Below are 22241 nucleotides of genomic sequence, written 5' to 3' on the forward strand. Positions count from 1 at the left end.
AGGAGACCCAGCGCAGTGTCCGACACCTTCGCCCATCTGCACGTCCACACCGAGTACTCGATGCTGGACGGCGCGGCAAAGAACGGCAAGCTGTTCGCGGAGGCCGAGAGACAGGGCATGCCCGCGATCGCGATGAGCGACCACGGCAACATGTTCGGCGCGTACGAGTTCTTCCACGCCGCCGCGAAGACCGGGGTGAAGCCGATCATCGGCATCGAGGCGTACGTCGCGCCGGGCTCGCGGTTCGAGAAGAAGCAGGTGTTCTGGTCGCCCGGCGGCCAGCGCCCGTCCGGTGCGGACGGCGAGGGTGGCAAGGACGTCTCCGGCGGCGGCCGCTACACCCACATGACGATGTGGGCCGAGAACGCCACCGGCCTGCGCAACCTCTTCAAGCTCTCCTCGCTCGCGTCGATGGAGGGCTACTACATGAAGCCCCGGATGGACCGCGAGCTGATCGCCGCCAACGCGACCGGCATCATCGCCACCACCGGCTGCCCCTCGGGCGAGGTGCAGACCCGGCTGCGCCTCGGGCAGTACGAGGAGGCGGTCAAGGCGGCCGGCGCGTACCAGGACATCTTCGGCAAGGAGAACTACTTCCTGGAGCTGATGGACCACGACCTGTCCATCGAGCGGGACGTCCGCCAGGACCTGCTGCGCCTCGCCCAGCAGCTGAACATCCCGCTGCTGGCGACCAACGACTCCCACTACGTGACCGCCGACCAGGCGGACGCGCACGACAGCCTGCTCTGCGTCGGCGTGGGCAAGAACAAGGACGACCCGAACCGCTTCAAGTTCCAGGGCACCGGCTACTACATCAAGACCGCGGCGGAGATGCGCGAGCTGTTCCGCGAGCTGCCGCAGGCCTGCGACAACACCCTGCTGATCGCCGAGCGGATCGAGTCGTACGAGGAGGTCTTCACCTACGTCGACCGGATGCCGCAGTTCGACGTGCCCGAGGGCGAGACCCAGGCGTCGTACCTGCGCAAGAAGATCGCCGCCGGGCTGAAGATCCGCTACGGCGACAACCCGAGCCAGGAGGTGCTGGACCGGATCGAGCTGGAGATGGGCGTCATCTCCCCGATGGGGTTCGACGCGTACTTCCTCGTGGTCGCGGACATCTGCCAGTACGCCCGGGACAACGGCATCCCGGTCGGCCCGGGCCGCGGCTCGGCGGCCGGGTCGATGGTCGCGTACCTGACCCGGATCACCGAACTGGACCCGCTCGAGCACGACCTGCTGTTCGAGCGGTTCCTGAACCCCGAGCGCATCAACCCCCCGGACGTCGACATCGACTTCGACGACCGCCAGCGCGACCAGATGGTGCGCTACGTCACCGACAAGTACGGCTCGGCGTACACGGCGCAGGTGAACACCTTCGGCACCATCAAGGCCAAGGCCGCCGTCAAGGACGCCAACCGCATCCTCGGCTACCCGTTCGCGATGGGCGACCGGATCACCAAGGCGATGCCGCCGGACGTGATGGGCAAGGGCGTCCCGCTGGCGGACCTGTTCAACGAGAGCCACCCGCGCTACAACGAGGGCACCGAGATCCGGGCGCTCTACGACAACGAACCCGACGTCAAGAAGATCATCGACACCGGCCGGGGCATCGAGGGCCTGATCCGCGGCACCGGCGTGCACGCCGCCGCCGTCATCCTCTCCTCGACCCCGCTGCTCGACCTGATCCCGCTGCACAAGCGGGACAAGGACGGCGTGATCATCACCGGCTTCGACTACCCGTCGTGCGAAGCCATGGGCCTGATCAAGATGGACTTCCTGGGCCTGCGGAACCTGGGGATCATCGACCACTGCATCAAGATCGTCAAGGCCAACCGCGGCACCGACATCGACATCGAGAAGATCCCGCTCGACGACCCCACCACCTACCAACTCCTGGCCCGCGGCGACACCCTGGGCGTCTTCCAGCTCGACGGCGGCCCGATGCGCGCCCTGCTGCGCCTGATGAAACCCACCGAGTTCGCCGACATCTCCGCCGTTTCCGCGCTCTACCGGCCCGGCCCGATGGGCATGAACTCGCACACCAACTACGCGCTCCGCAAGAACGGCCAGCAGGAGATCATCCCGATCCACCCCGAGCTGGAGACCCCGCTGAGCGAGGTCCTCGGCCCCACCTACGGCCTGATCGTCTACCAGGAGCAGGTGCAGCGAGCGGCGCAGGTGCTGGCCGGCTACAGCCTCGGCCAGGCCGACCTGCTCCGCCGCGCGATGGGCAAGAAGAAGAAGGAGGTGCTGGAGAAGGAGTTCATCCCGTTCCAGGCCGGCTGCCACGAGCGCGGCTACTCCGACGAGGCGATCAAGGCCGTGTGGGACGTCCTGGTGCCGTTCGCCGGCTACGCCTTCAACAAGTCGCACTCGGCCGCGTACGGCCTGGTGTCGTACCAGACGGCCTATCTCAAGGCGAACTACCCGGCCGAGTACATGGCCGCGCTGCTCACCTCGGTGGCCGACGACAAGGACAAGATGGCGGTCTACCTGGCCGAGTGCCGCCAGATGGGCATCAAGATCCTCTCCCCCGACGTCAACGAGTCCGTGGTCGACTTCACCGCCGTCGGCAGCGACGTCCGCTTCGGCCTCAAGGCCGTCCGCAACGTCGGCGTGCCGGTGATCGAATCGCTGGTCGGGACCCGCGAGGAGAAGGGCAAGTACGCCTCGTTCGCCGACTTCCTGGACAAGGTCGAACTGGTGGTGTGCAACAAGCGCACCGTCGACTCCCTCGTCAAGGCCGGCGCGTTCGACTCCCTCGGCCACACCCGGCTGTCCCTGAGCACCGTCCACGAGAGCGCCATCGACGCGGTCACCGGCGTCAAGAAGCAACAGGCGATCGGCCAGGACGACCTCTTCGGCGCGCTCGGCGGCGACGACACCCCCACCATCGGCCTGGACTTCGAACTCAGCGAGCGGGAGTGGCCGCGCAAGCAACTGCTCAGCCTGGAACGGGAGATGCTCGGCTTGTACGTCTCCAGCCACCCGCTCGACGGCGCCGAGCACATCCTCTCCCGCAACCGCGACACCTCGATCGCCGAACTCATGGGCTCCGGCCGCACCGAGGGCGAGGTCAAGCTGGCCGGCCTGATCACGGCGGTCGACCGCCGGATCAACAAGGCCGGCAACGCCTGGGCCATCATCACGCTCGCCGACCGCGACGGCTCGGTCGAGGTGCTGTTCTTCCCCGCCACCTACAACCTGATGGCCGACCAGATGGTCGAGGACAACGTCATCTCGGCCCGGGGACGGCTCAACGAACGCGACGGCAGCCTGAGCATCTTCGGGCAGGAGATCACCACCCTCGACATCTCCTCCGCCGAACTCGGCACCAAGCCCCCCGTCCAGATCTCCATCCCGACCAGGCGGATCACCCCCGACCTGGTCGCCGAACTCAAGCGGGTCCTCCAGGACCACCCGGGGGACGTACCGGTGCGCCTGCTCACCACCAACTGGGACAAGAACACCCTGTACGAGCTCGGCCTGCGGGTGACCACGGACCACGGCCTCGCCTCGGACATCAAGACCGCCCTCGGCACCCACGCCTGGATGGGAACGGTGTAACGGCCGGCCGGACCGGGGCCACGGTTCGGGCTTTGACACCGGGCCCCCGGCGGGGCCCGGTGGAGGAACTCGATCCCCCGCGGCCCGTCGCCGGTGTCGCCGGCCCGGCCGGGCAGGTCCTCCACCGCGGACAGCGCGGCGGAGGCCGCCCCGGCGGCGCATCCCGTCCCGGGCGTACGGGCGCGGACCGGGCCGTGGGACTCCCCACCAGGTCGACACGGTCAGGCCGCGCGCCGCGGGCGCCGCGAGCGCACCGCCGAGCCCGCCCGCGAGCCGCTCGGCGGCACCGTGGCCGGCAGGGCGCGTCACCGTCCGGGGCGCCGCGTTCGAGCCGGGCACCGACGGCATCCGCGACTCGCCCGACCTGGCGGTCGCCGAGGCCTCTGGCTGGCCGATCGCGGCGATCAGGGAAACTACGGTGCCCAGCCGTTCGTGACTTGGGCAGCCCGAAACAATCACGCCGCCGGCATCACAATTCCAAGGCTTCCAAGGGTAGTTCACGAGGTTCCGCTCGACGCCGATGAGCGTTGGGCCATCGCGCGACGCCTCCTTAGCGACGACTCGGTCGAGCTCAAAGACCGGGTTGCCGGCCTGCTGGTTCTGCTCTGTACCCAGAAGCCTTCCATGATCTGCCAGCTCACCACCGCGCACGTGATCCAGAACAAGCAAGGCGTCGCCCCAAAGCTTCAACAGCTTCCCCTTGAGCTGCCCGAACCCCTCGATGGCCTTGTTCTCCAACTCGTCGACCAAGCCGGGCCCATCCGGTCCTCGTACATGTCTTCGCCATCCGGGCCGTAGACGAACTCGGTAGAGAGGAAGGGGTTGCGGTTTGGCCGTGGCCAGAGGCAGCCATCCCAGCTGGCGGCCGTGGCTGCCACACGCTGACTCGCCGCCGTGCACCGCGGTGACGGCGCTCGTCAGCTCGGTCCGGTAGCGGCCCGCGCATGGTCCCGGCTGTGCCCTACTCCCGGATGCCTGCGGCTTCGATCGCCCGCCGGCGGGTCGCACGCCAGGTCGCTCCCGACGCGGTGACCACGGTGACGAGGGCGCAGAGCGCGATGGTCCCCCCGATCTGGGGCCACGGGATCACCGTCGGCGCGCCGGTCACGAGCCTGCTCAGCGAGACGTGCTGGGTCACCGCAGCGAGGACGGTCGCCACGGCGGCGAGGACGGTGCCGACGACCACCGCGACGGCCGACTCGGCCGCGGCCACCTTCACGATCTGGCCGCGCACCGTGCCGGCCAGCCCGAGCAGGGCGAACTCCCGCCGCCGCCCGGCCGTCGCCATAATCAAGGTGTTGGCGACCGCGATCAGCGCGTAGGCCAGCGCGATCCCCAGGATGATCACCGCGGCGTTGTCCGTCTGCTCCGCGGCGTGCGCGCGCTGGACTTGCAGGTAGGCGTCGTAGGTCACGGCGTGCGCACCGGAGCCGGCCAGCGCCTGGTTCACCGCCACCGTCTGCTGCTCGTCGAGCGGCAGGCCCGTGCCGGTCTTGGAGTCGAGGTAGACCCGGCTGGGCGTCAGCGCGCCGGTCAGCGATGCGGATAGGTAGGTGTCGTCGCCGCTCAGGCCGCGTGCGACGACCGCCACGATGACGGTCGGGACCCGCGCGCCGGTCGGCAGTAGGGTGACCACCTGGTCCCCGACCGACAGGCCGTTGGATTCGGCCGCGTGCTCGTCGATGACCAGGAAGTTCTCGGGCAGCGACGTGAGCGAGCCGAAGAGCACGGGCGGGGTGACGGTTGTGCCCAGCGCCGCCGCGGGCACCGCGTTCGTGCTCAGCGAGTCGATCTGGTCGCCCTTCGCGGTGCCGATCCGGATGTTCATCGAGGTGACCGGGGTGACCCGCACGCCGGGCACGGCCGCCAGCTTCTCCAGCGTCCGCGCGTCGATCCCCGCGCCGCCGGGCACCACCACATCGGCCGCGTGGATCTCCTGCTGCTGGCGGGAGAGCACCACGGCGTCACCGGACTTCTGCATCGTCAGCAGGGTGGCGACCAGCCCGACGGCCACCACGATCGGCGCCACCGTGGCGGCCGTACGCCGCCGGGAGGTGAGGAGGTTCTCGCGCACCAGCAGCGGGCCGGCCTTGGCCGAGCCGCGCAGCGGGCCGATCAGCAGCCGGGTGACCGGCCGCAGCAGGATCGGCGCCAGCAGGGTGACCGCGCCGACGTACAGCACCGGGACCACCTCGTACTTGCGCGCGGTGGCCGCCAGGTACGGCTCGGTTCGGCCGATGACGATCCCCGCGACGACGGCGCCGATCAGCATCCCGGTCCCCAGCAGCCACCGCACGGGTGTCATGACGCGGCGCTCCACCGCGCTCTCGCGCAACACCTCGATCGGGCGGACCAGTGAGACCCGGACCAGGGTGGCGGCCGAGCCGGCCAGCGCCGCGGTCACACCGATGACGAAGGAGAGCAGCAACGGCAGGGGGTTGAAGGGGATGGTGAACCAGGACGGGGCCACGTTGTGGTCGAGCATCCAGGAGCGCAGCGGCACGGTGCACAGCGGGGCGAGGACGCAGCCGGCGACCGCCGCGGCCAGGCCGATCAGCAGCGCCTCGCCGAGCACCATGCGCCGCACCTGCCGGGGCGCGGCGCCCACCAGCCGCATCAGCGCCAGTTCACGGCGGCGCTGCTCGGTGGCGAAGGCGAAGGTCGCGATGACGACGAACACCGCGACGAACACCGCGAGTCCGGTTGTACTGCCCGCCATCGCCTGGGCGTTGGCCAGTGCCTGGGCGCCGCCGGTGGAGTCGGCGTCGAGCCTGGTGAGGTCATCGCCACTGAGAACCATGGCGTGACCGCCCACGAGGGCGGACAGCTGCTTGGCGTTCTGGCCGGTGACCAGGGCGTTGACGCCGGGCGACAAGCGCTCGGCCTCGACATCGCTGAAGAAGACCGCACTCTCGAACCAGAGCGCGTCGGTGACCCCCACCACTCGGTAACGGCTGGCGCCGTCGGAGGTGGCGGCTTGGGCCTGACGCCCGATCAGCGACCGGTCGCCACCACCGACGACGACCTCGTCCGGGGCCTGCGGCGCGCGTCCGGCCACCAGGTGGTAGCCCGCGAACGCGGCCGACGACCAGGGATGACCGGTCGTCCCTGCGGAACCGGGGTTCAGCCGCACCGGGAAGCTGCGGTCGGGTGTGGCCTTACCCGCCGCACTCACCTTCGTCACGACCTCGGCCGGCAGCACCGCCGGGGCCTTCATCGGCCGCCCCTCGAAGCCTTCCGGCGCGACCACGACCTGGGCTTCCTTGAACCGCTGCGGCCCCGGGTGCGGCGTGCCGAAGGTGGCCGCCAGGGTCAGCGTCATCATGCCGATCATCGTCGTGCCGAGCGCGAGGGCGAGGAAGGCGCCCACGAAGCCCATCAAACGGTGACGCAGGGTGGCTACGGCGATCTTCAGCACGGGTTCGCCTCGCTCCCGCCGGGCTCCAGCGCGGCCATCCGCAAGGCCACGGTCTCGGCCGTCGGCTCGAACAGCTCGCCGGTCACCCTGCCATCGGCGAGGAAGACCACCCGCTGCGAGTACGCGGCCGCCACCGGGTCGTGCGTGACCATGACCACCGTCTGCCCGCGCTCCTCGACGACACCGCGCAGAAGCGCCAGGACCTCCCGCGCGGTACGCGAGTCCAGCGCGCCGGTCGGCTCGTCCGCGAAGAGCACCTTGGGCCTGGTCACCAGCGCCCGCGCGATGGCGACCCGCTGCTGCTGACCACCCGACAGCTCGGCGGGCCGGTGCCCGCCGCGCTCGGCGAGGCCGACCTCGGCCAGCCCCCGGTCGATCGCCACCGAGTCGATCTCCCGCCCGGCCAACCGCAGTGGCAGCTCGACGTTCTGTCGGGCAGTAAGCGCAGGGATCAGATTGAAGGACTGGAAGATGAAGCCCATGTGCTCGCGGCGCAGCTCGGTCAGGGCGCGCTCGGAGAGCTCGTGCAGCGGCGCGCCGTCGAGCAGGACCTGGCCCGCGTCGACCCGGTCGAGGCCTGCCGCGCACTGGAGCAGCGTCGACTTGCCCGAACCCGAGGGGCCCATGATGGCAGTGAAGGTGCCCACCTCGAAGTCGACGTCCACCCCGTCGAGCGCCTGCACCCGGCTGTTGCCGCGGCCGTACGTCTTGTGCACGGCTGTCAGGCGAACAATGTCGCCCACTCTCTCCGCACCGACGAAGGCCGGGCTCGAAGCCCGTGCCGGTAGAGCCTTGTTCCGGAACACTCGCTCGCCTTTTCTGTAGGGGCATCGGTCGGGGGCGTCGGTTACCCGCTGTACCGACGCTAGGGCCGTTCGCGGCGTCCACACCTCCGGGCCGCCCCTGATCTCGACCCTGACGAACCCCTGACCCGAGTAGGCGGCGGCCGTGCGGCGCAGGCACCCGCAGCTCGCCACCGGCAGCCGGGCGCCGTTCGCTCTCATGAACATCGAATGCGGCCCGGTTCAGGTGCATCCCGAAGTGAACAACTGCTGTCTGCGCCCCGATCAACCCGCTATTCCGCACTCTCCAACAGCGGAGACCACCAGCAACCGGTGGCGCGCGGCCGGCTGGACCTTCCGCGCCCTCGGACGCCGCTGATCCGCAGGTCGACCGGCCCGGGGAGGACGTCCGGCCCGCGGAAGATGGTCGGCCCGCCGCCGACAAGGCGACGACCTGTCAGAAATGTGACACTTCGGGCGATATCGTCCCTCCTGTGAGCAACTATCTACCTGAGCGGGTTCGGGCCGGCCTGTGCGGTCCCGACGATGGAGCCGGACTGCGGGGGGTGCGGGGATGAGCGCCGATGCCCTGGTGATCTTCGGTATCACCGGCGACCTGGCCCGCAAGATGACCTTCCAGGCGCTCTACCGGCTGGAGGCGGCCGGGCTGCTGAACTGTCCGATCATCGGCGTGGCGCTCGACGACTGGTCGCAGGACCACCTGGTGGCCGCCATGGGCGCGGCGCTGGAGGGCGGCGGCACGGCCGTGGAGGCGGCGGCGTTCGAGCGGCTGGCCCGGCGGGTGTCCTACCTGCGGGGCGACTTCACCGACCCGGGCACCTACCGCTCGCTGGCGGCCCGGCTGAAGGGCGCCGAGCGGCCGCTGTTCTACCTGGAGATCCCGCCGTCGCTGTTCGCCCCGGTCGTGGAGGCCCTGGCCGCGGCGAACCTCACCGCGGGTGCCACGGTGATGCTGGAGAAGCCGTTCGGTCACGACCTGGCGTCCGCCCGGGCGCTCAACGCGCGGCTGCACCGGGTGCTCGGCGAGGACCAGATCCTGCGGATCGACCACTTCCTCGGCAAGCAGCCCGTGCTGGACATCCAGTTCCTGCGGTTCGCCAACGCGGTGCTGGAGCCGCTGTGGAACCGCGACCACGTGGCCGCGGTACAGATCACCATGGCGGAGGACTTCGGCGTCGAGGACCGCGGGGCGTTCTACGACCCGGTCGGCGCGCTGCGCGACGTGGTGCAGAACCACCTGCTCCAGGTCCTCGCCCTGATCGCGATGGAGGCGCCGGTCGGCCCCGGGTCCGACGCGCTGTGGGACCGGCGGGTGGACGTGTTCCGGGCCATGGCCGACGTCGACCCGGCCCGCTGCCTGCGCGGTCAGTACGAGGGCTACCTGGACGTCCCCGGGGTGAAGGCGGGCTCGACGACCGAGACGTACGTCGAACTCACGCTGGAGGTGGACAACTGGCGCTGGGCCGGGGTCCCGTTCTTCATCCGGGCGGGCAAGGCGCTGGCCGCCAGGGCCACCGAGGTGCGGGTGGTCTTCAAGCGCCCGCCCCGGCTGGCGTTCCTGGACGAGCCCGAGCACCCCGATCCCAACGAGCTGGTGCTGCGGATCAACCCGGACCCCGGCCTGCGGATCGGCCTGCTCTCCAAGCAGGCCTCCGGTCAGTCGGCCGACAGCGTCCACCTGGGCCTGTCCTTCGCCGCCGAGCTCGGCAAACCCCCCGAGCCGTACGAGCGCCTCCTCAACGACGCGCTGACCGGCGACCGTTCGCTGTTCACCCGGCAGGACGTGGTGGAGGAGACCTGGCGGGTCATCCAGCCGCTGGTCGACCACCCGCCCGCACCCGTGCCCTACCGGCCGGGGTCCTGGGGTCCCGCCGCCCGCCCGGGCCGCACCACCTGGCAGCTGCCCTGGCTCTCCAGCCCGCACGACACCGGTCACGACACGGGTCACGACACCGGTCACGAGACGAGCCGCGTCACGCGTCACGACACGAGCCACGACAGGAGTGCAGAACATGACGACCGGTGAACCGATGCAGCTCGGCGTGGTCGGGCTCGGCCGGATGGGCGCCAACATCGCCCGCCGGCTGATGCGCGACGGCCACACCTGCGTGGTGTACGACGTCAATCCTGCGGCCGTCGCCGCGCTGGAGCCGGACGGCGCGATCGGCGCGAGCTCGCTGGCCGACCTGGCCGCGAAGCTGACCCCGCCCCGGGCGGCCTGGGTGATGGTGCCGGCGGGCGACATCACCGGCGCCACCATCGAGGCCCTGGCCGCCGAACTCGCCCCGGGCGACACCGTCATCGACGGCGGCAACTCGTACTACCGCGACGACATCGCCCGCGCCGAGGCACTGGCCGGCCGCGGTGTCCACCTGATCGACTGCGGGACCAGCGGCGGCGTCTGGGGGCTCGACCGCGGCTACTGCCTCATGATCGGCGGCGAGAACGAGGTCGTCGAGCGCCTGCGCCCGATCTTCGCGACCATCGCCCCCGGCACCGGCGACGCGCCGCGCACCCCCGGACGCACCGGCGCGCCGACCACGGCCGAGCAGGGGTTCCTGCACTGCGGCCCGAACGGCGCGGGGCACTTCGTCAAGATGGTCCACAACGGGATCGAGTACGGCATGATGGCCGCGCTCGCCGAGGGCCTCAACATCCTGCACAACGCGGACGCCGGCAAGCGCCACACCGATGCGGACGCCGAGACCGCGCCGATGGAGCACCCCGAGTACTACCGGTACGACATCGACACCGCCGCGGTCGCCGAGGTCTGGCGGCGCGGCAGCGTGATCGGGTCCTGGCTGCTGGACCTGACCGCGGCCGCCCTCGTCGAGTCACCCGCCTTCGAGGGCTTCGCGGGCCGCGTGTCGGACTCCGGCGAGGGACGCTGGACGTCGATCGCCGCGATCGAGGAGGGCGTGCCCGCCCCCGTGCTCACCACCGCCCTGTACTCCCGCTTCTCCTCCCGCCACCTCGACGACTTCGCCGACAAGGCCCTGTCCGCGATGCGCAAGGGCTTCGGCGGCCACGACGAGAAGACCGGCTGACCGCACCGGCCGCGGAACGCCCGCATCGGTCCCCCGTCGGGTCGGTGCGTGCGGTGGTCATGGGGGCGGGCACCGCGGGTCCCTGCCGGGTGGCGGGGACCCGCGGCGGTTGCCCACCCGGTCTACCGGCTGCCGGCGGCCGGGTGCGCCGGCCTCACTTCAGGTGCCGGACGAAGAACCGGGCCGCGGCCTCCCCGGCGAACTGCGGGACGCCGGTGTGCCCGCCCAGATTGGCGTTCAGCGTCTTCTCCGCGGACCCGAAGGCGTCGAACAGGTCCAGGGACGCCTGCCGGTCGTTCCCCCGGTCGTCCCACTGCAGCAGGACGTGCAGCGGGATGGTGACCTTGCGGGCGTCCTCGTACGACGCGGCGGGCACGAAGCTCCCGGCGAACAGGACGGCGGCAGCGATGCGCGGCTCGACCACCGCGAGCCGCGTCCCGATGGCGATCACCCCGCCCGAGTACCCGACCGGGCCGCCGATCTCCGGCAGCCCGAGGAGGGCGTCCAGGGCGGCCTGCCATTCCGGGACGGCCTTCTCGACCAGCGGGAGGACCAGCCGGTCGACGATCCCGGCGCCGACCGGCTCGCCGGCCTGCAGCGCCCGGCGCAGATCGGCGCGGGCCTCCTCGGCGGCGGCGGAACGGGGCCGGTCACCGCTGCCGGGCAGTTCGATGGTGGCCGCGGCGAAGCCGTCAGCCGCACACTGCCGGGCGCGGCCCAGCAGCCGGGGGTACATCGCCTGCAGTCCGCCGGGGTGGCCGAGCAGGATCAGCGGCGCCGGGGCGGATGCGGTCGCGGATCCGGGCGTCCACAGGACACCGGGGATCCCACCGAGGGTGAATTCGCGTTCGAGGACGCCTTCGTCGAGGCGCTGCTCGGAGGTGAAGTGCACGGTCGTGCCTTTCGGGAGAGCTCACGGACGGCGCTCCCGGACGACGACCTATCGCCCGACCGTGACCCCGGAGGGGAGCACCCATGTCGATACTGCGTTCACGGGTACCACCTCCTCGTTCTCCCACACGGCCACCGGGAGGCTAGCAGGGGCCGAGCCGCTGCGCCAACGGGTTCCTGCCCGGCCGTTCGGCCTCGCTCGGACACACCGGTCACCCCCGGCGTCGTCGTCGGGGGTGACCGGTGGTCAGGGCGGGGTCAGCCGGTGGTGTGGTCCCCGGTGTTGCCCGGGGCGGAGCTGCTCGGGGTCGGGGACGGGCTGGTCGGGGTGGTGGGGGTCGGGTCGAGGGAGACGGTCAGCCGGCAGGTGTTGTCGAGGTCGGCGCCGAGCATCGCCTTGGCCACGGTGGCCTGCCACAGGGTGACCGTGGTGTCGCCGTTGTAGTAGGCGGCCAGCTTCTCGGCGGAACCGGCCGCCGATCCGGTGGCCTTGCCCGCGACCTCCTCCAGCAGGCTCCCGAGTTCGGCCGCGGTGAAGTTGCTGCCGGCGCTGCGGTCCAGCGGCGCCGCCAGTGAGCAGTAGGTGTCCTGGGGGACGGTCGCGCCGACCACGGCGGCCCGGCGGGCGATCGGGTCCAGGGCGAAGTTCTGCTGGGCGACGGGGTCGGGCGCGGTCCGGGCCAGCAGCGCGGCCACCGAGCTGCCGGCCTGACCCGCGGTGTTCTCCACCACCGAGGCGGGGGCTGTGGAGCCGCTGTCCGGGTCGGCGTCGGGGTCGGCGGCCGGGGTGGACCGGGCGAACGAGCCGGGGGTGACCAGGCTGCCCTCGTACTCGCCGTTGCCCACCACGTTGTTGTCGTAGGGCACCCGGGCGCCGCCGCCGAGGGTGGTCCAGGCGCCGCCGGCCAGCCGGTCCAGGGTCAGCAGGTAGGTGTGGCCGACCTCGAGCCGGGAGCCCTCGGTCTCGGCGATCGGGGTCTTCTGCGTCCCCTTGAAGGCCCAGCCGTCGGCGGTGAGCGTGAGACTTGCGGGCAGGGCGGGTGCGCCGCTGCGGGCCCAGAGCTGCTGCTGGACGTTCAGGCTCACCGTGCGGCTCAGGTAGCCCTCGCCCGCTTCGATCTCCTCGTCGGAGGCGGCGAGCTGGGTCTCGGAGGTGACGGTGGCGACGACGGTGCGGTCCCCGTAGGAGACCCAGTCCTGGGCGGTGGTGGAGGGGAGGCGTTCCTTGCCGTGGGCGAGGATCACGCGCGGGCGCTGGTCGGCGGGCGCGGAGCCCGGGCCGGCGGTGACGGCGGTGACGGCGGCCGTGGTGAGCGCGGCGGCGGCGAGCGCGAGGAGGCCGAATCGGCGGGCGGTCATGGCGGAATTCCCCATCAGTACGTCGCGTTGATGTTGGTGCGGTTGTTCGCACCGAGGAAATAATTGTCGTCGTCCGTCATGCAGCCGACAATCTTGTCGTTCTTTCCGACGGCGGGCGACGCATTGTTCCCGTGGGTGAGACCGACGGCGTGGCCGGTCTCGTGGCAGACGTCCGACTTGTTGATCGGACCGACCTCCGAGGCGCTGCTGTTGAAACGCACGTAATGCTGGTCGCATTTCCAGGGATCCACGGCGTCGTCGCACCAGGTCATTCCGACGACGTCCTGCGGCAGATCGCCGGCCTGGTAGATGATGTCGGTCTCCGACGACCCGGTGTACACGCCCTTGGACTGGATCGTCACCGAGAGGTCGGTCGGGCTGTAGTACTCGCTCAGCGCGGACTTGATGGTGGACTTCTGAGCCGCCGTCAGCGACCGCTCCCGGTAGACCGTCAGCGTGGCGTTGTCGGTCTGGCAGAAATGCCCCTGGCTCCGGCTGCCGTCGTGGCAGACCGGGGCGTAGTTCCCCGTCGGGTACATGTTGTCGATGGTCCTGGCCTGGGCCGTGACGGCAGGCATGAATATCACGGCAGCCGCTGCGAGAACGGCTGCCGCTCGGCGCGCACGAGGCACGAATTTCCCCCATGTAGGAATGCGAAAGGACGCGGATCCACTCATCCGTGGATCGCTCGGGGACGATCATGCAGGGGGCCGTTCGGCCAGTCAAGGCTTTGCAGATCGCCGCCCGGGTCCGTAAAAACACCAAAGAGGACGGAAAGACCGGACAAAGCGGAGCAGCCAGTTCGTACCGGTCAGTCCTGCCGCCAGCGGATCGGCAGGTGCTTGAGGCCGTTCTGGAAGTTGGACACCAGGCGGGCGGGCGGGGCGCCGGGGGCCGGCTCCAGGCCGGGCAGGCCGGTGACGGTCCGTCCGAGCATCGCCCGCAGCTGGATCCGGGCCAGCTGCGCCCCGAGGCAGAAGTGCGGGCCGTGGCCGAAGCTGACGTGGTCGTTGGGCGTGCGGGTGAGGTCGAAGCGGTCCGGCTCCGGGAACACGCTCCCGTCGCGGTTGGCCGAGGCGTGGTAGACGACGACCTTCTCGCCGCGCCGGATCCGCCGGCCCGCCAGTTCGGTGTCGCGGGTGGCGGTCCGGCGGAACTCCACGACCGGCGGCCAGTAGCGCAGGATCTCCTCCACGGCCGGTCCGATCCCCGCGGATCCCCGCCGCCGCAGCAGCCGGTACTGGTCGGGGTGGGCGAGCAGGGTGTGCAGGCCCCCGGGCAGGGCGTTGCGTACGGTCTCGTTCCCGGCGACCGCGAACAGGAAGAACATCGTCTCGAACTCGGCGGCGTCCAGCCCGCCGTCCCGCATCCGGGCCAGCATGCTGCCGGGGCGCGGCTGTTCGGCCAGCCCGTGCGCGTACGCGAACATGTCGGCGAGGGCGGCCCGCGAGCGGGGGTTGACCGGGCGGCCGTCCTCGGTGGTCATGGCCGTGGGGCGGCGGGCGACGGCGGCCCGGCCGAGCTCGGTCAGCGCGGCCGGGTCCGCGGTGCCGGAGGCGGCGACGTCGGCGTCCTGGTAGCCGATCACGCGGTCGGCCCAGTCGGCCAGCAGGTGCCGGTCCTGCTCGGGGACGCCCATGATCCAGGCGAGCGTCCGGACCGGCAGGTCGGCCGCCAGCCGGACGTAGTCCGTCTCGCCCGCCGCGCGCACGGAGTCGACCAGCTGCGCCGCGTGGCGCTCGATCGCCTCCGTCAGCTCGGCCAGTGCGCGCGGGGTGAAGGCCCCGGCGACGATCCGGCGCAGCCGGGAGTGGTCGGGCGGGTCCTGGTTGAGCATCATGGTGCGCGCGAACTCGAGGTCGGCCACCGAGTCGGGGTCGCGGATCTGGGTCGCGCCCAGGTGCGAGGAGAACAGCTCCGGTGTGCGCAGCACGTACTTGACGTCGGCGTGCCGCAGTACCGCCCAGTAGCCGGGCCCGGCGGGCCAGTTGTCCACCGGCGGCTCCTCCACCCAGCAGACCGGGGCGGTTTCGCGGAGTTCCGCGAAGAGCTCGTACGGCGGGCCGTCGGCGTAGGTGGCGGGCTGGAAGATCCGGTTGACCCGCGCCTGGTCGATGCCCATGGCGACCGACGGTACGCCACCGTCCGGCGGCCCGCCAGCACCTGGTCCGGTCGGGTCCGTCAGGGCCGCCAGTAGCCGAGGGCGTGCACCCGGTCCTTGGGCAACCCGGCCTGCCTGCGGAACAGTTGGGCCAGGGCGCGGGTGGTCGCGGTGTCGCAGGCGACCCAGGCGAAGGTCCCGGTGCGGGCGGGCGGGTGTTCGGTGAGTGCCGTGCGGACGGTGTCGACCAGCCGGGCGCCGCCGTTCTCGCGCGGGACCAGGTGCAGGCGGTGGAGGCCGGTGTCCAGGCGGAGCGGGACGGCGTCGCCGGGGCCGTGCTGGGTCTCCAGCCAGATCTCGGCGGGGACGCCGGGGACGGCGCCGAGCAGTGAGTTGGCGGCGGGTACGGAGGCGGCGTCGGCGACGATCAGCAGCCGGTCGGGCCAGGGTTCCGGCACCGTGAAGGCGCTGCCCTGGACGGTGGCGTGGAGGGTGTCGCCGGCCTCGGCGGTCCGGGCCCAGGCGCTGGCCGGGCCGCTGTGCAGGGCGAACTCGAGGCTGAAGGTCCCGGCCGTGCGGTCCGGGTCCACCAGCGTGTAGGCGCGCTGGTGCGGGCGGCCGCGGTCGTCGAACCAGGCGCGGATCCACATGGTGGGGTGCAGGCCGGTGGCGGCGAGCATGCCGCCGTCGGTGAAGTCGATCCGCCGGACGTGCTCGGTGAGCTGTGCGGCGCCGGTCACGGTGAAGGTGAAGTCCTTGCCGCGCAGCAGTCTGAGGACCACGCCCTCCCAACCGTACCCCATCGGGCCCTCCCACCACTCGAAGCAACTAAGGTGAGCCTAACCTAAACTGATGGATGGTCGGCAGGCAAGGCGGCGGCGGGCGACGCGCCTGCGGCCTCACCCCCGCAGCGCGCAGCGGGCGCTAGATTCGTACACCGTGGACCCCCTCACCGCACCGGATCCCGCCGCCGAGCTGTACCGGCGCACCGTCGCCGAACTGACCCCCGCCGCCGCCCGGAACCCGGTGGTCGAGCTGATCGGGTCCGGGGCCGCCCCGCTCGAGGTGCTGCGCCGGATCGCCGGGGAGGAGTACCGGATCGTACGCAGCGACCGGCGGGCGTTCGCCGTGCTGGCCGCCCGGTTCGGCGGGCGGGAGCCGGCGGCGGGGCTGTTCCTCGGGCTGGCGGCCGGTGAGGGGCAGGCGCTCGGCCTGCTGGAGGGCTTCGCCGGGGCGGTCGGGATGGACGGCGCCGCGCTGCGGGCGTACGAGCCCCGGCCGGCGGCGCAGTCGTACCCGCACCATCTGGCCTGGCTGGCGCAGTTCGGCACCCGCAGTGCGGTGGCGCTGGCGCTGCTGGCCAACTTCGGCTTCTGGGGCGGCTACTGTGCCCGGGTCGCCGCGGCGCTGCCCCGGCACTACGGGCTGACGGAGGCCGAGGCGGCGTTCTTCGCCTTCTTCGCCGAGCTGCCGCCCGGCTTCGAGCCGGCCGCGCTCGCCCTGCTGCGGGAGGGCCTCGACGCCGGCGAGGATCCGGTCGAGGCACGGCGGGCGGCTGTGCTGATGCAGGCGTACGAGTCGGCGTTCTGGGCCGCGGTCGCCTGACCCCGCGGGCCGTCCGCGGGGCCGGACCCGCCGGGCTCCACCCGGGTGCGGTCCGCCCGCGGCGCCCGCAGGCTGGGGAAGGCGGCCGGCGCTGGGCGGGCCGCGCCCCGGCGAGGAGGTCCCGCGATGGTGAGCTGCACGGCCTGCGACCAGACGATCGACTGCGACGGCGATGCCTGCATCGTCAGCTGCACGTCCGACTGCAAGATCTGCATCTCGGGCTGCGACGGCATCGAGGTCCGCAACGACGCACTGGCCGAGGCGTGCCGCAACGGGGATCCGCTGCGGCTGGCCGTGAAGGGCCGCCCGGCGAAGGTGGTCGAGGCGGTGCAGACGCTGCTGGGGGTGGAGCTGGTCCGGCTGCCGCCGAAGCCGGGGCCGAACCAGGGCGGCCACGGCCGGGTGGAGTACACCGGGGACCTGGCGGGGCTGCTGAAGCGCCTCGGGGTCGAGCTGTCCGAGGCCAGCCGGGCCGAGTGGCGTACGCCCTGACGGCTCACACCGTACGGGGGTCGGTAAGGGGCTCCGCGCTGGGCTCCGTCGGGGGCTGTGTGCGGCAGGGCTCGGCCCGGGCGGACCCCGTCCGGGCGAGCCCGTCGAGGGCGGCGAGGCAGGCGGCGACCGCGGGCTCGTCGGCGCCGCCCTGACGGACGGCCACCTCGATGGTGCGGGCCGGGGCCGGGTCGGCGAGCGGACGGGCCCGCAGGGCGGGCGGCAGTCCGGTCAGCGCCAGCCGCGGGACCAGCGCCACCTGGCCGCCGGCCGCGGCCAGCGCCAGCATCGCGGCGAAGTCGGTGCAGGTGTGCCGGACCTGCGGGCTGAACCCGGCCGCGCGGCAGGCCTGCAGCACGGCCTCCCGGCAGGCGGTGCCCTCGGCCGCGGTGACCCACGGGGTGCCGGCGAGCGCGGCGAGCGGCACCGGGGTGGCGGCCGGGCCGTCGGCGGCCGGGTGGCCGGCCGGCAGGACGGCGTACAGCGGGTCGTGGAGCAGCACCCGGGTGGCCACGCCCGCGGGGTCGGGGGTGGCGAGGTTGCCGTACCGGTAGACCAGGGCGAGGTCCGCGCGGCGGTGGCGCAGCAGCGGGAGGCTGGTCTCCGGTTCGGCCTCGGTGATGTGCACCCGCAGTCCGGGGTGGTCGCGTTCCAGGGCCCGGCACAGGGGGGCGGCCAGCGGCGCGAGGGCGCTGGTGAAGCAGGCCAGGTGGAACGGGCCCGCGGCGTGGCCGGCCAGGGCGCCGAGCCTGGCCCTGGCGCGTTCCAGGGCGGCCAGAACGGGTTCGGTGTCGGCGGCGAGGGCGTGGCCGGCGGCGGTCAGCCGGACACTGCGGCCGTCTCGGTCGAGCAGCCGCACCCCCGTCTCGGACTCCAGCTGCTTGAGCTGCTGGGAGACGGCCGAGGCGGTGACGCGGTGCAGTTCGGCGACAGCGGTGACGGTGCCGTGCTCGGCGAGGTCGCGCAGCAGGATCAGACGCCGGAGATCGAGCATAAGGACAGCTTAACCACTTCTGTAGAGGATGTAGCTGGACGCGGGGGTGGTGGCCGGGAGAGTGTACGGCGGTCAGGCTTTCCCGAGCGAGGAGCTCAGTTGCGCGCCACCGTCATCCACGGCCCGAAGGACATCCGCGTCGAGGAGGTCGCCGACCCCCGGATCGAGCTGCCCGGCGACGCCGTCGTCCGGGTCACCCACGCCTGTGTCTGCGGCAGCGACCTGTGGGCGTACCGCGGGGTGGCCGCCCGGCAGCCGGGGCAGCGGATCGGGCACGAGTTCGTCGGCGTGGTCGAGCAGGTCGGCGCCGGGGTGGGCGGGCTGCGGCCCGGCGACCGGGTGCTGGCGCCGTTCGTCTGGTCGGACGGCACCTGCGCGTACTGCACGGAGGGGCTGCACACGTCCTGCCCGCAGGGCGGGTTCTGGGGCGAGGTCGGCTCGGACGGCGGGCAGGGCGAGGCGGTCCGGGTGCCGTTCGCGGACGGCACGCTGGTGCGCCTGCCGGACGGCGTCGACGACGCGCTGATGCCCGCCGTCCTGGCGCTGAGCGACGTGATGTCGACCGGGCACCACGCCGCGCTCGCCGCCGGGGCCCGCCCGGGCGCCACCGTCGCCGTGGTCGGCGACGGCGCGGTGGGCCTGTGCGGGGTGCTGGCCGCGCACCGGCTGGGCGCCGAGCGGATCATCGTGCTCGGCCGGCACGCCGACCGCACCGCGGTCGCCCGGACCTTCGGCGCCGTGGACGTGGTGGCGGAGCGCGGCGAAGCGGCGGTCGAGGCGGTCCGGGAGCTGACCGGCGGTCAGGGCGCGCACGCGGTGCTGGAGGCGGTCGGCACCGAGGAGTCGATGCGGACCGCGATCTCGGTGGCCCGGGACGGCGGCGCGGTCGGGTTCGTGGGCGTCCCGCACGGCGGCAGCGCCGGGGTGGACCTCGGCCAGATGTTCAACCGCAACGTCGCGCTGCGCGGCGGGGTGGCCCCCGCCCGGGCGTACATCCCGGAGCTGCTCGCCGACGTGCTGGCCGGGCGGCTCGACCCGTCGCCCGTGTTCGACCTGACGGTCCGCCTGGACGAGGTCCCGGCGGCCTACGCTGCGATGGACGAGCGGCGCGCCCTGAAGGCCCTCATCGCCTTCTGACCTGCCGCGTACCGACCGATGGAGGACACCACCATGTACGTCGTGATCGCCGGCGGGCACGGGCAGATCGCCCGCCGCCTGGGCCGGCTGCTCACCGCCCGCGGGGACACCGTCACCGGCCTGGTGCGCAACCCGGCGCACCGCGAGGACCTGCTGGCCGACGGCGTCAGCCCGCTGGTCATCGACCTGGAGACGGCCACCGCCGAGGAACTGGCCCCGCACCTGTCCGGCGCGGACGCGGTGGTCTTCGCCGCCGGAGCGGGCCCGGGCAGCGGGGCGGCCCGCAAGGACACCGTCGACCGGGCGGCCTCGGTGCTGCTCGCGGACGCCGCCGGGCTGGCCGGGGTACGCCGCTACCTGATGGTCTCCACCCGGGGGGCCGGCAGCCCGCCGCCGCCGGAGGCCGACGAGGTGTGGGCGGCGTACGTCCGGGCGAAGACCGCCGCCGACGAGTACGTGATGGGCCGGGACCTGGACTGGACCGTGCTGCGGCCGGCCGCGCTGACCGACGCCCCGGGGACCGGACTGGTCCGGCTGACCGCCGGGCGCAGCGTCGGCGACGTCACCCGCGACGACGTGGCGGCGGTGCTGGCGGCGCTGCTCGACACCCCGCACAGCGCGGGGCTGGTGCTGGAGCTGGCGCAGGGTCAGGATCCGGTGGCCGGGGCGGTGGCCCGGGCGGCGCAGGAGCGGACCGGCGCGCTCTGACGGCGCGGCACCCCGCTCCCCACTCCGCGGTCGCGGGTGGGGGCGGGGTGCCGGGCGTCAGTCGCCAGGCGTCAGGCCATCCAGAAGAAGACCGCGGTCATCCGCTTCTCGGCCAGGGTGCGGCCGTGGTAGCCGGTGGCGCTGTGGATCAGGTTGGCCTTGTAGAGCAGCAGCCGGTTGTAGCGGTGGGGCACCCGGACGTCCTCGGTGAAGGAGTCCGGCGGTACGTAGCGGGTGCCGAGCGCGTCGACCAGGTTGTTGTGCGGCGCGGCGACCAGGTTCCCGCCGAGCAGGCCGCCGGGCAGGCTCTGCCGGAAGAAGCTGGTGCCGAACTCGTCCGGCACGTCAGGGTTGAGGTACAGCACGGCGGCGTAGCGGCACAGGGTGCGGGAGTCGGCGTGCGGCCGGACCTCGGACTCGCCCTCGCCGACGACCTGGATGCAGTTGTGGTTCAGGGTCGCGCCACCGGGGGCGGTTTCCGGCCAGATCTTGCGCGCTCCGGTGGCCTTGCGGACCAGCCGTTCGACCCGGGCCAGCTCCTCGGGCGCCAGGCCCGGCATGGTGCGCAGCCCGGGCCAGCTCTCCTTCTTGTACGGGTAGCCCTCGACCCAGTCGTCCTTCGCCAGGCAGCGGGTGCGCACGGCGTCCACCTCGGGCAGGACGTCGTCGAACACCCAGTAGTCCCGGCCCTGGGTCGGCTTGCGGTAGGGCAGCACGGGGAGAGCCGGGGCGTTGCGCTGAATCGGCGGCATGCGGCAGACGGTACCGACGCACCGCCCCCGATCTCTCCCATGTACAGGTCAACATTCGGCCAAATCGCAGCCCGGCGGGGTCCACCCGGGCGGCCACAACCGGGCTACTTCGCCGCGTTCGTCCGCAACCCCGACGGCAACAACGTCGAGGCGGTCTGCCACCTGACGCCCCGAGTCGGGGGCGTCACGGTGGGACCGCCGGGCGGGCCTGCCCGCCCGGCGGTCCGGTGAACTCGCCCGTCAGCAGCTCAGGTTGGATCCCGGGGTGACGCCCAGCAGCTGGGTGAAGCTCTGGTACGCGTTGATCCGGCTCTGCACCTGGGCGGGGTTGCCGCCGTTGCACTCCAGGCTGCCGTTGATGCTGCGGATGGTCTCGCCGAAGCCGTAGCCGTTGACCATGGCGTTGTGCGGGGTCATGGTGCCCGGGCCGCTCTGGGTGTTCCAGTACCAGAGGCCGGTCTTCCAGGCCACCGCCGAGTCGGTCTGCACCAGGTTCGGGTTGTGCAGCAGGTCGATGCCCAGGGCGTCCCCGGCGGCCTTGTAGTTGAAGTTCCAGCTCAGCTGGATCGGCCCGCGCCCGTAGTACGCGGACTGGCCGGCCGGGCAGCCGTAGGGCTGGGAAGTGTCGCAGTAGTGCGGGTAGTTGGCGGTGTTCTGCTCGACCACGTAGACCAGGCCGCCGGTCTCGTGGCTGACGTTGGCGAGGAACGCGGCCGCCTCCTGCTTGCGGACGGTGTCGCTGCCGGTGGCGGCGAAGCCCGGGTAGGCGCTCAGTGCGGCGGTCAGGCCGCTGTAGGTGTAGAAGGAGTTCCGGTTCGGGAATATCTGGTTGAACTGGGCCTCGCTGACCGGGAATCCGCCCGGGTTCTGGGTCGGCGGCGGGGTGGTGGAGCCGCCGGAGCAGGTGTACGGCTCCCAGTACCAGGTGCTGATCACCGGGTCGTAGCCCGGGTTGTCGTGGGTGGCGCGGTACAGACCGCCGTTGGTGTACCGCACCACGGTTCCGGTGGTGTAGGTGCGGCCGGCCACCCAGGACGGGTAGTCGCAACTGCCGCCGGGCGGCGGGGTGGTGCCGCCGCCCGCGCCGCAGGCGCCCTGGTCGGCCCAGACGCCGGAGGCGCCGCCCGGGGTCTCGTTCTGGGTCCACCACTTGGCGGACCAGTTGTGCCCGTTGTACGAGGCGGTGGCACCGCCGGTGTAGACGGCGCCGGAGTCCCAGGCGGTCGCGCAGGCCACGGCCGAGGAGGCCGAGGAGGGCAGGACGACCGCCAGCGCTATCGCGGCCGCGACGGCGGACAGCAGGGCCAGAAGACGACGGACTGACACGTGATCACCCCTTCGTGCGGTGGGGGCCGCACGGGATCGAG

Annotated in this window: 17 protein-coding genes; 7 read left to right on the top strand and 10 right to left on the bottom strand. The window is 72.4% G+C overall.

Features of this window, described 5'->3' with window-relative positions:
* Positions 1 to 15: 15 nt before the first annotated feature.
* Positions 16 to 3567: a DNA polymerase III subunit alpha gene (dnaE, locus tag AC2TEW_RS16795; RefSeq protein WP_484624151.1), complete on the top strand. Its 3552-nt coding sequence runs from the start codon at positions 16 to 18 to the stop codon at positions 3565 to 3567.
* 961 nt (positions 3568 to 4528) lie between these two features.
* On the opposite strand, the gene AC2TEW_RS16800 is transcribed toward dnaE, so the two are convergent.
* Both AC2TEW_RS16800 and AC2TEW_RS16805 read right to left on the bottom strand, forming a co-directional pair.
* Positions 4529 to 6985 carry an ABC transporter permease gene (locus AC2TEW_RS16800; RefSeq protein ID WP_484624152.1) on the bottom strand — a complete coding sequence of 819 codons (2457 nt, stop codon included), beginning with the start codon at positions 6983 to 6985 and terminating at the stop codon, positions 4529 to 4531.
* Entirely contained in the window at positions 6979 to 7710 is a 732-nt protein-coding gene (locus AC2TEW_RS16805) for an ABC transporter ATP-binding protein (RefSeq protein ID WP_484624294.1), read from the bottom strand. Before AC2TEW_RS16805 ends, AC2TEW_RS16800 begins: the two co-directional genes overlap by 7 nt.
* Before the next feature lie 631 nt (positions 7711 to 8341).
* Here AC2TEW_RS16805 and AC2TEW_RS16810 point away from each other — a divergent pair.
* Positions 8342 to 9814 carry a glucose-6-phosphate dehydrogenase gene (locus AC2TEW_RS16810; protein ID WP_484624153.1) on the top strand — a complete coding sequence of 491 codons (1473 nt, stop codon included), beginning with the start codon at positions 8342 to 8344 and terminating at the stop codon, positions 9812 to 9814.
* Entirely contained in the window at positions 9801 to 10835 is a 1035-nt protein-coding gene (gnd, locus tag AC2TEW_RS16815) for a phosphogluconate dehydrogenase (NAD(+)-dependent, decarboxylating) (RefSeq protein WP_484624154.1), read from the top strand. Before AC2TEW_RS16810 ends, gnd begins: the two co-directional genes overlap by 14 nt.
* Positions 10836 to 10989: 154 nt before the next feature.
* Here gnd and AC2TEW_RS16820 read toward each other — a convergent pair whose 3' ends face one another.
* The 5 genes from AC2TEW_RS16820 to AC2TEW_RS16840 all read right to left on the bottom strand — a co-directional run bounded on the left by AC2TEW_RS16820 (position 10990) and on the right by AC2TEW_RS16840 (position 15989).
* On the bottom strand, positions 10990 to 11727 hold the full coding sequence (locus tag AC2TEW_RS16820; protein ID WP_484624155.1) for a dienelactone hydrolase family protein: 738 nt from the start codon (positions 11725 to 11727) through the stop codon (positions 10990 to 10992).
* Positions 11728 to 11984: 257 nt separating this feature from the next.
* A complete protein-coding gene (locus tag AC2TEW_RS16825; RefSeq protein WP_484624156.1) occupies positions 11985 to 13085 on the bottom strand; it encodes a hypothetical protein in 1101 nt (366 codons plus the stop codon).
* Between the two features lie 14 nt (positions 13086 to 13099).
* A complete protein-coding gene (locus tag AC2TEW_RS16830) occupies positions 13100 to 13663 on the bottom strand; it encodes a hypothetical protein (protein WP_484624295.1) in 564 nt (187 codons plus the stop codon).
* Between the two features lie 233 nt (positions 13664 to 13896).
* Positions 13897 to 15207, bottom strand: coding sequence for a cytochrome P450 (locus AC2TEW_RS16835; RefSeq protein ID WP_484624157.1), 1311 nt, complete (start codon positions 15205 to 15207; stop codon positions 13897 to 13899).
* Positions 15208 to 15266: 59 nt separating this feature from the next.
* Positions 15267 to 15989 (bottom strand): siderophore-interacting protein, encoded by a 723-nt coding sequence (locus AC2TEW_RS16840; RefSeq protein WP_484624158.1) that lies wholly within the window; start codon positions 15987 to 15989, stop codon positions 15267 to 15269.
* Positions 15990 to 16125: 136 nt separating this feature from the next.
* On the opposite strand from AC2TEW_RS16840, the gene AC2TEW_RS16845 reads away from it, so the two are divergent.
* Positions 16126 to 16791: a thiaminase II/PqqC family protein gene (locus tag AC2TEW_RS16845; RefSeq protein ID WP_484624159.1), complete on the top strand. Its 666-nt coding sequence runs from the start codon at positions 16126 to 16128 to the stop codon at positions 16789 to 16791.
* A gap of 126 nt (positions 16792 to 16917) precedes the next feature.
* A complete protein-coding gene (locus tag AC2TEW_RS16850) occupies positions 16918 to 17283 on the top strand; it encodes a hypothetical protein (protein WP_484624160.1) in 366 nt (121 codons plus the stop codon).
* A 4-nt stretch (positions 17284 to 17287) separates the two neighbouring features.
* On the opposite strand, the gene AC2TEW_RS16855 is transcribed toward AC2TEW_RS16850, so the two are convergent.
* Positions 17288 to 18277, bottom strand: a complete 990-nt coding sequence (locus AC2TEW_RS16855) for a LysR family transcriptional regulator (RefSeq protein ID WP_484624161.1) — start codon at positions 18275 to 18277, stop codon at positions 17288 to 17290.
* A 99-nt stretch (positions 18278 to 18376) separates the two neighbouring features.
* Between AC2TEW_RS16855 and AC2TEW_RS16860 the strand changes: the two genes are divergently transcribed.
* The gene (locus AC2TEW_RS16860; RefSeq protein WP_484624162.1) at positions 18377 to 19414 is read left to right on the top strand and encodes a zinc-dependent alcohol dehydrogenase family protein; all 1038 of its coding nucleotides are present in this window, start codon (positions 18377 to 18379) and stop codon (positions 19412 to 19414) included.
* 33 nt (positions 19415 to 19447) lie between these two features.
* Positions 19448 to 20122 carry an SDR family oxidoreductase gene (locus AC2TEW_RS16865; protein WP_484624296.1) on the top strand — a complete coding sequence of 225 codons (675 nt, stop codon included), beginning with the start codon at positions 19448 to 19450 and terminating at the stop codon, positions 20120 to 20122.
* A gap of 71 nt (positions 20123 to 20193) precedes the next feature.
* On the opposite strand, the gene AC2TEW_RS16870 is transcribed toward AC2TEW_RS16865, so the two are convergent.
* Positions 20194 to 20874, bottom strand: coding sequence for a DUF6445 family protein (locus AC2TEW_RS16870; protein ID WP_484624163.1), 681 nt, complete (start codon positions 20872 to 20874; stop codon positions 20194 to 20196).
* A 240-nt stretch (positions 20875 to 21114) separates the two neighbouring features.
* Complete coding sequence (locus tag AC2TEW_RS16875) at positions 21115 to 22200, bottom strand: glycoside hydrolase family 19 protein (protein ID WP_484624164.1); 1086 nt, start codon at positions 22198 to 22200, stop codon at positions 21115 to 21117.
* Between the last annotated feature and the right edge of the window lie 41 nt (positions 22201 to 22241).

This window comes from Kitasatospora sp. NEAU-CNBT7 (assembly GCF_057220535.1).

What these genes read in the sequence shown, in the direction of transcription:
- AC2TEW_RS16810 (WP_484624153.1), top strand. Translation starts at nt 8,342, where the DNA reads ATGAGCGCCGATGCCCTGGTGATCTTCGGTATCACCGGCGACCTGGCC.
- gnd (WP_484624154.1), top strand. Translation starts at nt 9,801, where the DNA reads ATGACGACCGGTGAACCGATGCAGCTCGGCGTGGTCGGGCTCGGCCGG.
- AC2TEW_RS16825 (WP_484624156.1), bottom strand. Translation starts at nt 13,085, where the DNA reads ATGACCGCCCGCCGATTCGGCCTCCTCGCGCTCGCCGCCGCCGCGCTC.
- AC2TEW_RS16830 (WP_484624295.1), bottom strand. Translation starts at nt 13,663, where the DNA reads ATGCCTGCCGTCACGGCCCAGGCCAGGACCATCGACAACATGTACCCG.
- AC2TEW_RS16835 (WP_484624157.1), bottom strand. Translation starts at nt 15,207, where the DNA reads ATGGGCATCGACCAGGCGCGGGTCAACCGGATCTTCCAGCCCGCCACC.
- AC2TEW_RS16840 (WP_484624158.1), bottom strand. Translation starts at nt 15,989, where the DNA reads ATGGGGTACGGTTGGGAGGGCGTGGTCCTCAGACTGCTGCGCGGCAAG.
- AC2TEW_RS16850 (WP_484624160.1), top strand. Translation starts at nt 16,918, where the DNA reads ATGGTGAGCTGCACGGCCTGCGACCAGACGATCGACTGCGACGGCGAT.
- AC2TEW_RS16855 (WP_484624161.1), bottom strand. Translation starts at nt 18,277, where the DNA reads ATGCTCGATCTCCGGCGTCTGATCCTGCTGCGCGACCTCGCCGAGCAC.
- AC2TEW_RS16865 (WP_484624296.1), top strand. Translation starts at nt 19,448, where the DNA reads ATGTACGTCGTGATCGCCGGCGGGCACGGGCAGATCGCCCGCCGCCTG.
- AC2TEW_RS16870 (WP_484624163.1), bottom strand. Translation starts at nt 20,874, where the DNA reads ATGCCGCCGATTCAGCGCAACGCCCCGGCTCTCCCCGTGCTGCCCTAC.